The sequence below is a fragment of the Priestia aryabhattai genome (assembly GCF_023715685.1).
Taxonomy (GTDB): domain Bacteria; phylum Bacillota; class Bacilli; order Bacillales; family Bacillaceae_H; genus Priestia; species Priestia aryabhattai_B.
In genome coordinates this window covers 91,379-104,879 of the sequence record NZ_JAMBOQ010000002.1, presented here as the reverse complement: position 1 = coordinate 104,879, position 13,501 = coordinate 91,379, and the positions used below count along the sequence as shown (strand labels likewise).

The window sequence follows — 13,501 nt, the reverse complement described above, 5'->3', positions numbered from 1 at the left end:
ACTGTGAAAAAACCGACTTTTATTTTTTTATACGATTGTACTACAGGGTACTAGCAAATGGCGCTAGTATCCCATAGTACATAGTACGATAAGTGAATTCTTAGTAGCGTGCCGTAACCATTTTCTTTCTTGTATAGAACTCTACGCCGTCCGTACCGTTGGCATGAAGATCGCCGTAGAAAGAGTCTTTCCAGCCTGAGAATGGGAAGAACGCCATAGGTGCTGGCACCCCTACGTTCACTCCTAGCATGCCTGACTCAATATTTTCACGGAACTCACGTACGCTTGCGCCGCTGTCTGTATAGATACAAGCTCCGTTTGCGAATCGAGAGTTATTGGCAACGTCAATTGCTTCTTCTAACGTTTTTACACGCACGATAGAAAGCACCGGTGCAAAGATTTCGTCTTGCCAGATTTTCATTTCTTGTGTAACGTTATCAAAAATAGTTGGTCCAACAAAATAGCCGTTATCTTTTACCGCATGATCTTCACGGCCGTCACGAACTAAGCGAGCTCCTTCTTCTACGCCAGATTCAATATAGCTAAGCGTACGTTCTTTATGGTTTTCACGAATAACCGGTCCTAAGAAAACATCTTCTTCTAATCCGTTTCCAATGACGATGTTGTTTGACTCTTGAACGAGTCGTGAAATTAATTCATCTGCCACGCCTTCTTGCACCGTTACGACAGATGCTGCCATGCAGCGTTCACCTGCTGAGCCGAAAGCAGCTCCGATAATTTGTTTTGTTGCTACGTTTAAGTCCGCATCGTTTAATACGATTGAGTGGTTTTTAGCACCCGCTAATGCTTGAACACGCTTTAAGTTTTCTGTACCTTTTTTATACACATACTCAGCTACTGGCTGTGAACCTACAAACGAAATTGCTTTCACTAATTTATGTTCAAGAAGGCCATTTACCACATCATGCGCGCCGTTTACAATGTTTAATACGCCTTTTGGCAATCCAGCTTCTTCAAATAATTCTACTAATCTTGCTGCTAAAAGCGGCGTGCGCTCAGACGGCTTTAATACAAACGTATTACCGCAAGCAATCGCAAGAGGGAACATCCAGCAAGGAACCATCATCGGGAAGTTGAACGGCGTAATTCCGCCAATAACACCGATTGGATAGCGATACATGCCAGACTCAATGCCCGTAGCGATATCAGGAAGCTGTTTTCCCATCATTAACGTAGGAGCACCTGCTGCAAATTCTACGCATTCAATTCCGCGCTGCACTTCTCCGCGCGCTTCATTAAAGCTCTTTCCGTTTTCAAGCGTCACAAGTTTCGCTAATTCGTCCCAGTTATCTACTAATAGCTGCTGATATTTAAATAGAATACGCGCACGTTTTGGCACCGCAGTTTTTGCCCATCCTTTGAATGCTTCATTCGCAGCTTGTACCGCTTGATCTACATCTTCTTTTGTTGAAAGAGGCACCTCTGCAATGACTTCACCCGTTGCAGGGTTATAAACTGGTTCTGTTAGACTTGTAGATGAATCCACCCATTCGCCGCCAATATAGTTTTTTACTGTTTTTACTGTTGTTTGTGTCATGTTCATTCTCCTCTCAATTTTTGATTACGCTTGTTGCAGAACTTCTTCAGCTGTCTCCATAAACTGCTTAATTTCTTCTACCGTTGGCATTGCATCTGAAGAACTGTGTTTTGAAATAACGATGGAAGCAGAAGCACCGCCAAATCTCATCGCTTCAGGAATTGTAAACCCTTGCATTAACCCGTAGATAAAGGCAGATGCGTAGGAGTCGCCAGCTCCAAATGTTTTGAGCACTTTCGTTTTAAAGATGCCGCCTCGATGAGACTGGCCGTCTTTTGTATAAGCAATCGATCCTTCTCCTCCGTGCTTGATGACAACAATCTTAGCATGATGAGAAAACCATCGTTCAGCTGTAACTTGGTCATTTGATTCTTCATAATTTAAAAGCTTTTCCATCATATCGAATTCTTCTCGCGTACCGATAATCACGTCTGATTTTTCTGCCGCTAAATTATAGTAGACGGCAGTCTCAGCTTCTGACTCCCACGTGTACGGACGGTAGTCAACGTCAAAAAATACAACTACTCTATGTTTTCGCGCATATTCAAGAGCAAGAAACACGGCTTCTCTTGAAGGACTTTTAGCAAGAGCCGTTCCAGAGATAAGGAGCGCTTTTGATTGCTTGATATACTCTTCAGAAACTTCTGTTGGATCAAGCTTTAAGTCTGCCACATTATCACGGTACATCAGGATGCTGCACTCTTCAGGACTTTTAATTTCAGTAAAGGCCAGTCCCGTTACGGCTCCTGTTTGATCAACTACAATGCCTTCCGTGTTAATGTTATGTTGATTTAAATACCGGGTGCTGAAGCGGCCCATTTGGTCGTCTGACACTTTTCCAATAAAGCCTGTCTTCATTCCAAGCCTTGAAAGACCGATAGCGATGTTAGCAGGAGATCCTCCTACGTATTTTGTAAACGTCATCGTGTCTTCCATCGGGCGATTAAATTCATTTGCATTTAAGTCGATGCAAAGCCTTCCTACTGCAAGAAGGTCAAATCGCTTTTGCGAATCGAATGTTAAATAACTCATAGTCACGTCGTCTCCTTACTTTAATGCTAATTTTTCTTCCATAATCCATTCATGGTCTTTGCTATTGTTAAATTTCCATGTTCGCACAGGACCAGCCATGACGTTTAAATAATAAACTTCATAACCTGGAGGCGCTGATACCGGGTGATAGCCTTTAGGAACCAAGACTGCATCTCCATCTTTAATAATCATTGTTTCATCTAGAGATTGATCGTCCGTATATACCCGCTGAACGGCAAATCCATGTCCTGGGTTGACTTTATGATAATACGTCTCCTCTAAATACGATTCATGCGGCAAGTTATCTTGATCGTGCTTATGAGGCGGATAGCTTGACCAGTTTCCTTCCGGCGTAAACACTTCCACTACTAGCAGACTATCGGCCGCCTTTTGTTCAGGAAGAATATTATGGACTTGTCTCGCAATATTTCCTGCTCCGCGATGTTCTACGCCTACATCCTGCGGCGTAATTAAACGAGCAGGATATGTACCTTTTCCAGGCGCTGCGCATACCGCAATTTCCAAGTCCGTTACAGCTTCTACTTCATAGTGATCATCACTCGATACATATACGGAGTACGGCGGAATCTTTTCAAAAATATCCATTCGCTGTCCGATGTTTTCCCATTTCTCTTCTTTCGTAGAAATGTTGGACTTACCGGTTAAGATCACAATACAAATCTCTTGATTTTCCGTGTTCTTTTTAAGTGTTTGCCCTTTTTTTAATGAATAAACTTCAAAGCCAATGTACTCCCATCCCGCAGATTCCGGCGTGATGCTTAGTACGTTTCCATCACTGTCAGCTATTTTTGTTGGTACGATTAAATCAGCCATTCGTTTCCACGCCTTTCTATTTCTTATTTTTTAACGTATTTATGCTAGAAACACCCTTTAGCCGAGTGAGCTAAAGCTTCTATCTTTTTGAGAAATTAATATTTTCTTGCTTTTTGTAAATGGCTTTCTTTTCCTTCAAATGCCGTTTGAACTTTTGAGCTTTCAGATACGGATGCTACTCCTACATGCCACCAAGAATCGTAGCCGTCCGTCATTGTTTTTGGAAGAACTTTAATGTCAATCAATGTACTAACACTTTGCTTTTTGGAATCTTCAATGGCATATTCAAGCTCTTCCATCGTATACACTTCGTATGTTTTTGCTCCGTACGCAGCTGCAGATTGAGCAAAGTTGATGCGCATAATATCTCCATCAAGCTGCCCCGTCCGTGGATTACGAACACGGAATTCTGTGCCAAAGCTTTCAATTCCATTATCCATTTGCAAGTTATTGATGCAGCCAAAGCCGGAATTATCAAAAAGAACAATATTTATTTTAATTCCTTCTTGAATGCTGGTTACCAGCTCACTATGAAGCATTAAGTAGCTTCCGTCTCCTACCATCGCATACACTTCTTTATTCGGCTCAGCCATCTTAGCACCCAAGGCAGAGGCAATTTCATAGCCCATACATGAATATCCGTATTCAAGGTGATACGTATTACGTTCATTTGAGATCCACATACGCTGAAGGTCACCCGGGAGGCTTCCCGCTGCACATGTAATAATAGAATCAGGTGCAATTAGTTCATTTACTTTACCAAGCACAGTCGTTTGGACAAGTTCGGTGCTTAGGCTATCTTTATACTCCGACAGGCTTTGATCAAAATGTCCTTTAATTTCCGGAATAAATTCTTCGCCTGTGTATGCAATATTTTTTAAACGAGTCAGCTCTTGATTCCATTCTGATTTGGCTTGTTCAATTTCAGTTTCATAGCCTGATTTATAGCCTTCTAATGCAGACGAAAGAGCTTCAAGACCCACTTTAGCATCCGCGACAATTTTAGTAGCCTCCAATTTTGATGCGTGAAATTCAGAAATGTTAATGGTTAATACATCCGTTTCAGCGTAAAACAGTTTTGAAGAAGTCGTAAAATCTGTGAAGCGTGTACCAACACCAATAATTAAATCCGCAGATTGCGCTATTTTATTAGCAGCGCTGTTACCCGTTACGCCAACTCCTCCTAGATTTAAAGGATGATTGCTTTCAAGCCCGCTTTTTCCAGCTTGCGTTTCGCTAAATGGAATATGAAACTTTTCAGCAAATGCAGCAAATGCATCCGCAGCCTCTGAATAACGAACGCCGCCGCCTAAAATAAGAAGAGGCTTTTTCTTCGATTTAATCAGCTTAACTGCATTTCTGATACTTTCTTGCGAAGGCTCGCGGCGTTCAATCAGGTGGGTACGCTCACGGAAGAAACTTTCTGGAAAATCCCACGCTTCTCCTTGTACATCCTGCGGCAGCGCGATTGTAACGGCTCCTGTATCTGCCGGATCTGTTAATACACGCATCGCATTGATCATAGCCGACATCAGCTGTTCTGGACGGCTGACTCGATCCCAATACTTGCTGACGGACCGGAAGGCATCATTTGTAGAAAGAGATAAATCATGTGTTTGTTCAATTTGTTGAAGAACCGGGTCCGGCTGGCGAGTGGCAAACACATCGCTTGGCAAAAGCAGTACCGGAATATTGTTTGCAGTAGCTGTAGCAGCCGATGTAACCATATTCGCTGAGCCTGGACCAACGGAAGAAGAGCAGGCCATGATCTGTTTTCGATGTTTTTGTTTTGCAAAAGCTACTGCAGCATGAGCCATTCCCTGTTCGTTTCTGCCTTGATATACTTCAAGCTCCCCTGGGTTTTCCTGCAGCGCTTGCCCGATACCCACCACATTTCCATGTCCAAAAATAGTGAATACTCCTTTGATGAAACGCTCTTTTTTTCCATCAAACTCTACATATTGCTGATTTAGAAATTTAACTATAGCTTGACTAGTTGTTAACCTTATCGTTTTCATATACCTTCCTACCTTATCTTCTGAAATTAATCACCAACAGATTGATTTTTCTACACTATGTTCTCATTTTAGGATGAAATCGATTTCATCCAATGTGATAAATGAGGTTCTACCCCTCTTATTTCCTAGCTTTCTCCTTGATTCTAGCTGCCATTTAGTGATGAGACAAATACTTTCATCTCCTGCACTTTTTAACGCTTGAAGGTTGGAAAAAGGTCGGAAATCCATCATAAATTCCACTTTCAAATGAAATCGATTTCATTTGGTGTTAAAAAAATATTTTTCAAACTTCATCCTTAACTTCCCCATCATTTTTTCATTCTCTGTCTTGCCTGTAAAACCTTTCTCATTATACATTTAGCTTCGTTTAATGAAATCGATTTCATCTAGTTTTAAAAGCGCTTTCTTGTCTATGAACCTAGTTTATAATATTCAGTTTACTTTGTAAACACTTTTTTAAAAATTTTGTTAGTTTATATTTTTATTCACCATAATCGCTTTATAGATGTGCACGGAGTGAAGAAAAAAGAAAAGGCATACCTCTTCGTATGCCTACTGGCTCTAGATCTAAGCATATGTATAATAGCTCAAAAACACTTATTCTTCCGCAAGGATAAGGCTAACCTCATTTTCTTGGGCATAGTGCTGATAGCTAACGTCCACTTTATCTGTGATTAAATAATCAACTTCATGCAGCTCACAATACGTAATCATTGCATACTTATCAAATTTCGTATGATCTGCTAATAAAAACACTTTTGTACTTCTTTTTATCACGGTTTCTTTGATTTCACTTTCAACGGGCGATGAATTGGTAACGCCATTTGATATGGAAATACCCGTAGAAGCCATAAATACTTTATCAAAGTTATAGTTTTTTACAGGATTGACATGGTTAAAGCTAGAAAATGATTGAGTTTCACGTTCAAGGTAGCCACCCGTAGAAATTACCTTTAACGCATCAAAAGGCAGGGCTTTGATAATAACATCTAAACTATTGGTAACAATCGTTATCGATTTGTCTTTTAGAAATTCAATCATCCCTAACGTGGTGGTTCCTGAATCAATAAAGATGACATCTCCGTCTTCTACATACTGAGCTGCCGTTTTGGCAATTAAACGCTTTTGAAACTGGTTTCTTGTTTGTCTTTCATTAAATGATTCAAGCTTCACATGGTTAACAGCTACTCCGCCGTATACTTTTTTAATATGCCCTTCATCCACTAACTTTTGAACATCGCGTCGAATCGTGTTTTTAGAGACTTCAAACACCGAAACCAAATCATCTAATGAGACAGATTCATGTTCAAAAACATACTCTTGAATTTGTTGAATTCTCTTCGTTTTTAACATTTCTACCTCCCTCGTTTATCTTTTTTCGTTACCTACTATTATAACCCTTGCAAAAGGCATTTTCTAGAGAGATAACTGCTAAAACAAAGAGGGATATCTTATCACTCCACATAAGATATCCCTTTTTTATTAAGCTTTATTACTCGTATGAAACTCTCTCATTTTCTCTTTTACAGTCGCCATAACCGCTTCTTTTCCCGGTGTAAGAATTGTTCGCGGATCATACACTTCACTGTCGCTTTCCAACGTTTGACGAACAGCGCGTGCCCAGGCCTGAAGGCACTCAGTATTCACATTAATTTTAGCATGTCCAAGAGCTATTGCTTTTTGAATTTGGTAGTTTGGTATACCGGAACCTCCGTGTAAAACTAGCGGCACATCTGTTAAATCAGCTATTTCTTTCATTTCATCAAAGCCTAACTGTGGTTCCCCTTGGTACTGTCCGTGAACTGAACCTAAAGCAGCTGCTAAAGCATCTACTCCCGTTTCTTTTACAAGACGCAGGCACTCGGCCGGGTCTGCGTACACGATGTTGCCAATGAGCCCGTCTTCCATGCCCCCGACTGTTCCGACTTCAGCTTCAACGGAAACATATTGAGCACCAGCATAGTCTACTACTTGCTTAGTCATTGCAATATTTTCATCAATTGGATAATGAGAACCGTCAAACATGACCGAGCTAAATCCAGCGTCGATAGCTTTTTTACATCTTTCTATACTCATACCATGATCTAAGTGAAGTGCAACAGGAACTGTAATGTTCATTTCCTCTAACAAACCTTCGATCATCCCTACAATGGTTTTAAATCCACCTAAATAGTCCACAAGCCTGTCTGAAACGGCTGCAATGACAGGCGCTTTTTCCTCTTCGGCAGCTTGTAAAATAGCCTGTGCCCACTGCAGACTGTTAATATTATACTGACCAACCGCATAGTTTCCTTTTTTAGCAGCATGAAGCATATCTTTCATTGATACTAGTTTTGAAGATACTAACGTCACCGACTGACACTCCTTATCATGAATATGATTTTGTTGTTTTAAAGCTGTAGTATTCTGAGATAGCCTTAATGGTTGTCTCTTTAGCTGTCTTAATTGCTTCTTCCGTACTTAATTGATAATATTCAGGTCGGAATAGCTCTACAGATACCGCGTCTTTGTAGCCTTTTTCTTTTAATGTTGAGAAAATAGCATCTAAATCAATTGCTCCTAGACCTGGCCATACTCTATCTTCATCTGTTAAGAAGCCAATAGGAAAATCTTCCGTGTCATCAATATGAACGATAAATATTTTAGAAATATCCGCTTGTTTTAAGTCTTCTAATTTCGAGCCCATCGCATGGAAGTGGAAGCAGTCAAAGACTAAACCTACGTTATCTCGGTTCACAGTTTGTACAATATCATAAGCTTGATCAAACGTATTAACCGTACACTGAGGATGCCCTACAAATTCAACCGCGATTTTAACTCCGTAAGGTTCAGCCAATTCCGATAATTCATTCAGCACTTGTACACAGCTATCTTTAATCTCTGCTTTTACTATTTTTTGTTCCGTTACTAAAGGAACGGCTACGATATATTGAGCACCTATCTTTTGAGCGGTTTCTAGCATACCCTTAAACTCTTCTATAACTTCCTTGTACTCTTTTTCACTGCGGTTATTAAAGAAGACTAAAGCATTCAGCGCTAGTGGTTTAATATGATTTGTATTAAAAAACTGCGCTAAATCATCCATTGAGTGACTTTCTAAATACTCAGGCAGTTTATCCATTGTACGAATTTCAATATAGTCATATCCGTGCTTGTTGCAATACTCCAGGTCTTTTGCCAGATTCGAATTTTCTAATGTTGTTGCTTCGTTAAAACATAGTTTCATATTGATTCTCTCCATTCCTTACTTAAATAACTTTATTGTCATTCATTACGTCAGAGTCTTCGTTATCATAGCTGCGGAATCTTTGCTCCAATTCTTCAAGTGTAAGTCCTTTTGTTTCCGGTAAAAACTTTTTAACAAATAGAATCGCTCCGATTCCGAGTACAACAAAGACAAAGAACGTAGTAGATAAGCCAATGCTGGCTAGTAAAACAGGAAACGTTAAGCCTACAAGGAAGTTGATTCCCCACAGACAAAACACGGTAACACCCATCCCTAAGCCTCTTAGTCGTAAAGGGAAGATTTCTGAAAGCATTAGCCACGTTACCGGAGATATAGCTCCTTGCTGAAACGCGAGGAACGTAATCGTTAATGCTAATACGATATATGGAAGTGCCGCAGATCCTTCAAATACAAGAGAAAATATACCAATCAGCAGTAGGGCAGTAGTGGTTCCCACCAATCCCGTTATAAGCATTGGCCTGCGTCCAACTTTACCTAGCAGCCAAATCCCTACAAAAGTTGCTAAAACAGATATCACGCCATTTCCAATATTTCCAATAAGAGCAGCTTCTGTTTGAAAACCTGCATCTTTTAAAATTTCAGTGCCGTAATACATAATGGAGTTTACGCCGGTAATTTGCTGCACCACAGCAATTCCAATACCAAGGAAAACGACTCTTCGCACCCATGGAGTTGTTAAGTCTTTAAACGTTGCTTTTTCCACTTTTGCTTCTTGCTCGTAAGCGCTCTCAATCTCCTGCAGCTCTGATTTGGCTCTTTTGCTTTCCCTTATCTTTTGAAGAACCGTTAGCGCTTCATTATTTTTCCCTTTTGACACAAGCCAGCGGGGACTTTCTGGTACTCTAAGCATGCCAAAGAATAAAAAGACAGCTGGAATTGCAGCAATTGGCAGCATATAACGCCAAACGTGAGGGGTTTCGCCTAGCATATTTCCGATAATCGCGTTAAACGTAAAAGCTAGAAGCTGGCCAGTAACAATCATGAGTTCATTTTGAGTTACCATTTTCCCTCGGCTTTCAGCTGGTGACATTTCAGCTAAATATGTCGGTACGGTAACAGATGCGCCGCCTACAGCAAGTCCTAATAGAAAACGGCAAAGAATCATAATGGCTGCGTTTGGCGAAATCGCACATCCAATTGTGGAGACAAAAAATAGAATCGCGAGATACAGAATCGTTTTACGCCGCCCGTTATAATCTGCTAACCTGCCGCCTACTACCGCACCAAATGCAGCACCAAATAAAAGAGCGCTTGTTACAAGACCTTGAGTAAAAGAGTTAAGATTCAATTGATCAGATTCAGACATATAAGGCAATGCCCCGTTAATAACTCCCGTGTCATATCCAAAAAGCAGTCCACCAAACGTAGAGACTAAAATAATCGTACGTAAAAATGAATGTTGATTTCCCTGTTTACCCATGCTAATTCCCCCGTCTTATTTTAAGAATGAATAACTAACTTTTCGTTAATGTACTTGCGGGCCATTAAAGCATATTCCAGTGGATGCGCAATTGAAGGGTCCTGTTCAGCCTCAACTACAATCCATCCTTTGTAGTTATAATCAACTAACGCTTTATACACGTTTGTAAAATCTACACATCCATCACCTGGCACGGTAAACATACCTGCTAGAAACGATTGCAAAAATGACTTTCCTTCTTTTTTGCATTGCTCCAGTACGTTTCTTCTTGCATCCTTAAAGTGAACGTGCTTGATACGATCTATATGTTTATGTAATAGCTCCATATAATCTCCGTCAGAAACATAAATATGTCCTGTATCATATAGGAGATGAACATGATTTGCGTCCGTTCCATCCATTAACCGATCAATTTCAGCTAATGTTTGTACACCTGTTCCCATATGGTGATGGTAGACAAGATGTAAACCGTATTCTGCTGCGATTTTTCCGAGCTCATTTAATCCTGTACATAATGCTTCCCATTCTTGATCACTGAAATATGGTTTTTCAGCAAAAACATTCTTTTCAATTCCTTGAACACTATAAGTTTGCTCTGATACGACCGCCACATCAGCATGAACTTCCTGTAGATACTGACAATGTTTATGAAATAAACTTGACGTTTCCTGTATGCCATCACGAATGATAAAACTACTAAACCACTGCCCTGCAATTCTTAAATTTCGAAGCTTAAGCTCTTTGTTTAATATGCTTGGTTCAGGAAAAAAACCTCCCACCTCTGTTCCTTGAAAGCCCGCTACGACGATATCGCTTAAAAGATGCTGCAATGTGTTTTCTGCACCAATTTCAGGAATATCATCATTTCTCCAGCCGATTGGAGCAATTCCCCACAGAATATTTTCGTTTCCCATTTTGATTCCTCTTTTCCCCTTATTGTGTAATGTTGCCTCACTAGCAATAGATAGTGATAAAACTTACCAATCGTATAACTCTACAAATGAAATCGATTTCATTTGTAGATAAAGGAACTCTTTTGTTATGTGTTGGTTAAATATTGGTTAAGTTTGAATTAATATTAATATTAAAAACGCTTTCAGTCAATATTAAAATTTCAGAATCTTTTATATACTGCGTCTACCTAAAAATTTATTGATTCTAAAAATGCAGTCTATAGAAACCATAACATCCACTTATATAACCGCACAAAAAAGCTTTATCCACTGTTATTCCAATAATAGATAAAGCTTTTATTAGCAAAGTTATATTTCTTATTTTAATAGTGTCGTTATTTAGTATGACTTTATGGAATAAATGTATAAAAAGAATGGCCTACACCTTTTTATCATCAGTTTCCTTTTACTTTTATAATAGCTTCTCCGTAGCTTGTCATTGACGTTTTAAATTCAGTTATGAATTTTTCTACCTTTAAAATCGACTTTTTCACTTCATCGTCCCCTTTGCCTCTTATATAGTTCTATTATCAACAATTGTCTCGCATTTGACAAAGTCAGTGGAAACGCAAACATTCAGCATGAAAACGTACACATGTCTGTTAAAAGAGTCAAATATTCTCATTTGCTTAGTATTTCATCATTTTTCTTTGTTTTTCAGGATCTCTTCTCACACGCTTTGCTCATCCAGCAAAAGGAGTTATGGAAGCTGTTCTTTAAAAGCGGCATCAGGCTCTTTTCCCATCCTCTCATACCGGCAGTGGAATGACTATGGACATTGACATCAAGTTCAGCTTTTCTTCCCTTTTTATCAAAATTATCTCTTGCATTAAAGTCAACTTTAACGTTTAAGCTAGTTGTATAGCTTTTAAAAATCCAAAAAAAGGAGAAACAGTATGCTGATTAAAAGAATGACGGTGCAACTTTCTGGCGGACTTCAAGCTAGACATACAGCTTTATTTGCGCGTGAAGCTTGTTCGTTTCAAAGTGAAATTTTTCTTGCGAAAGATGGAAAATCTGCAAATGGAAAAAGCATCATGAAGGTAATAGCTTTGGCAGTTAAAAAAGGAGATGAAATGACGTTACTGACAGATGGAGTTGATGAACAGGCCGCCGCTCGCACCCTTGAAAAATTTCTTTTAACTAAACATAGATAGGAAGCTGCTTTGCTATTCCTCACTCTCCTTTTTAATAAAATCATAGAAAGAAAAAATTTTTTCAAGAAAGGGCTTGCTTTAAAGTCGACTTTAACGTTTAAGCTAATGTTGTATCTTTTAAATACATCAAATATAGTTGGTGAACTTTATTGTATTAGCAAACTGATTATATTTAGTACGAAAGGAATGTGTTTTTAATTATGTGTAATCAACATACAACAACATCACGTGTTCTAAGTGCGCCACATGCAAAGGCAAAATTCGAGAACACGACAATTGAACACAGAGAACTGCGAGCAGACGACGTTTTAATTGATATTAAGTTTAGCGGTATCTGTCACTCTGATATTCATAGTGCATTTGATGAGTGGGGCGGCGGAATGTTCCCGATGGTTCCTGGTCACGAAATCGCGGGAGTAGTTGAAGCAGTTGGAGAAAACGTAACAAAATACGCGGTTGGTGATCGCGTGGGCGTTGGATGTTTCGTTGACTCTTGCGGAGAGTGCGAGTACTGCCTGAACGGAGACGAACAATACTGTACAAAAGGCGTTGTTCAAACGTATAATTCGTTGGATTACGACGGAAACCCTACATACGGCGGCTACAGCCAAAAAATCGTCGTAAAAGAAGGGTTTGTTGTTCGTATTCCTGATAATTTAAGTATGGATGCAGCAAGTCCGCTTCTATGTGCGGGGATTACGACATTTTCTCCATTAAAGCACTGGAATGCTGGTCCTGGCAAAAAAGTTGCGATCGTGGGAATGGGCGGTCTTGGACATGTAGCCATTCAATTTGCGCATGCAATGGGTGCTGAAGTTACGGTATTGAGCCGTTCTAACAATAAAAAAGAAGAAGCTCTAAGCTTTGGCGCAGATCATTATTTTGCGACAAGTGATGAGACGACGTTCACTGAATTAGCCGGTCGCTTTGACCTTATCTTAAACACGGTATCGGCTAATTTGAACGTAGATCAATATTTATCTTTACTTCGTGTAGATGGAACGCTTGTTAACGTTGGCGCACCGGCTAACCCAGATCAATACAGCGTATTCTCCCTCATCATGGGCCGCCGCAGCATTGCTGGTTCACTTGTAGGTGGCATTCGTGAAACACAAGAAATGCTTGATTTTGCAGCTGAACACGGTGTTGCTCCTATGATTGAAGTTATCAATGCTAATCAAGTAGATGAAGCGTACGAGCGCGTTCTTCGCAGCGATGTTCGCTATCGATTTGTTATTGACATTTCTACACTGTAAGTTTAGAGAAAAGCGGGCGCTAATTC

The 13,501-nt window shown here is 39.9% G+C and carries 11 protein-coding genes; 2 read left to right on the top strand and 9 right to left on the bottom strand.

Annotated elements, in window-relative coordinates; all coding sequences use genetic code 11:
• Positions 1–100: 100 nt before the first annotated feature.
• From M3225_RS07135 to iolE, 9 genes are all read right to left on the bottom strand, one after another.
• Entirely contained in the window at positions 101–1,558 is a 1,458-nt protein-coding gene (locus M3225_RS07135) for a CoA-acylating methylmalonate-semialdehyde dehydrogenase (RefSeq protein ID WP_075421975.1), read from the bottom strand.
• A 24-nt stretch (positions 1,559–1,582) separates the two neighbouring features.
• On the bottom strand, positions 1,583–2,590 hold the full coding sequence (gene iolC / locus M3225_RS07130; protein WP_251392057.1) for a 5-dehydro-2-deoxygluconokinase: 1,008 nt from the start codon (positions 2,588–2,590) through the stop codon (positions 1,583–1,585).
• A 15-nt stretch (positions 2,591–2,605) separates the two neighbouring features.
• Positions 2,606–3,424 (bottom strand): 5-deoxy-glucuronate isomerase, encoded by an 819-nt coding sequence (gene iolB, locus M3225_RS07125; RefSeq protein ID WP_251392056.1) that lies wholly within the window; start codon positions 3,422–3,424, stop codon positions 2,606–2,608.
• A gap of 95 nt (positions 3,425–3,519) precedes the next feature.
• Positions 3,520–5,442 carry a 3D-(3,5/4)-trihydroxycyclohexane-1,2-dione acylhydrolase (decyclizing) gene (iolD, locus tag M3225_RS07120; protein ID WP_251392055.1) on the bottom strand — a complete coding sequence of 641 codons (1,923 nt, stop codon included), beginning with the start codon at positions 5,440–5,442 and terminating at the stop codon, positions 3,520–3,522.
• Between the two features lie 597 nt (positions 5,443–6,039).
• Positions 6,040–6,795 (bottom strand): DeoR/GlpR family DNA-binding transcription regulator, encoded by a 756-nt coding sequence (locus M3225_RS07115; RefSeq protein WP_251392053.1) that lies wholly within the window; start codon positions 6,793–6,795, stop codon positions 6,040–6,042.
• A 129-nt stretch (positions 6,796–6,924) separates the two neighbouring features.
• On the bottom strand, positions 6,925–7,764 hold the full coding sequence (fba, locus tag M3225_RS07110) for a class II fructose-1,6-bisphosphate aldolase (RefSeq protein ID WP_251394350.1): 840 nt from the start codon (positions 7,762–7,764) through the stop codon (positions 6,925–6,927).
• Between the two features lie 46 nt (positions 7,765–7,810).
• Positions 7,811–8,668, bottom strand: coding sequence for a 2-keto-myo-inositol isomerase (gene iolI / locus M3225_RS07105; RefSeq protein WP_251392051.1), 858 nt, complete (start codon positions 8,666–8,668; stop codon positions 7,811–7,813).
• 22 nt (positions 8,669–8,690) lie between these two features.
• Complete coding sequence (locus M3225_RS07100; protein WP_251392049.1) at positions 8,691–10,109, bottom strand: sugar porter family MFS transporter; 1,419 nt, start codon at positions 10,107–10,109, stop codon at positions 8,691–8,693.
• A gap of 20 nt (positions 10,110–10,129) precedes the next feature.
• Complete coding sequence (gene iolE, locus M3225_RS07095; protein ID WP_251392047.1) at positions 10,130–11,023, bottom strand: myo-inosose-2 dehydratase; 894 nt, start codon at positions 11,021–11,023, stop codon at positions 10,130–10,132.
• A gap of 935 nt (positions 11,024–11,958) precedes the next feature.
• On the opposite strand from iolE, the gene M3225_RS07090 reads away from it, so the two are divergent.
• Positions 11,959–12,219, top strand: a complete 261-nt coding sequence (locus M3225_RS07090; protein WP_251392045.1) for an HPr family phosphocarrier protein — start codon at positions 11,959–11,961, stop codon at positions 12,217–12,219.
• A gap of 200 nt (positions 12,220–12,419) precedes the next feature.
• Entirely contained in the window at positions 12,420–13,475 is a 1,056-nt protein-coding gene (locus M3225_RS07085) for an NAD(P)-dependent alcohol dehydrogenase (protein WP_251392043.1), read from the top strand.
• Positions 13,476–13,501 lie beyond the last annotated feature (26 nt).

What these genes read in the sequence shown, in the direction of transcription:
- M3225_RS07090 (WP_251392045.1), top strand. Translation starts at nt 11,959, where the DNA reads ATGCTGATTAAAAGAATGACGGTGCAACTTTCTGGCGGACTTCAAGCT.
- iolD (WP_251392055.1), bottom strand. Translation starts at nt 5,442, where the DNA reads ATGAAAACGATAAGGTTAACAACTAGTCAAGCTATAGTTAAATTTCTA.
- fba (WP_251394350.1), bottom strand. Translation starts at nt 7,764, where the DNA reads ATGAAAGATATGCTTCATGCTGCTAAAAAAGGAAACTATGCGGTTGGT.
- M3225_RS07085 (WP_251392043.1), top strand. Translation starts at nt 12,420, where the DNA reads ATGTGTAATCAACATACAACAACATCACGTGTTCTAAGTGCGCCACAT.
- iolB (WP_251392056.1), bottom strand. Translation starts at nt 3,424, where the DNA reads ATGGCTGATTTAATCGTACCAACAAAAATAGCTGACAGTGATGGAAAC.
- iolI (WP_251392051.1), bottom strand. Translation starts at nt 8,668, where the DNA reads ATGAAACTATGTTTTAACGAAGCAACAACATTAGAAAATTCGAATCTG.
- iolC (WP_251392057.1), bottom strand. Translation starts at nt 2,590, where the DNA reads ATGAGTTATTTAACATTCGATTCGCAAAAGCGATTTGACCTTCTTGCA.
- M3225_RS07115 (WP_251392053.1), bottom strand. Translation starts at nt 6,795, where the DNA reads ATGTTAAAAACGAAGAGAATTCAACAAATTCAAGAGTATGTTTTTGAA.
- M3225_RS07135 (WP_075421975.1), bottom strand. Translation starts at nt 1,558, where the DNA reads ATGACACAAACAACAGTAAAAACAGTAAAAAACTATATTGGCGGCGAA.
- M3225_RS07100 (WP_251392049.1), bottom strand. Translation starts at nt 10,109, where the DNA reads ATGGGTAAACAGGGAAATCAACATTCATTTTTACGTACGATTATTTTA.
- iolE (WP_251392047.1), bottom strand. Translation starts at nt 11,023, where the DNA reads ATGGGAAACGAAAATATTCTGTGGGGAATTGCTCCAATCGGCTGGAGA.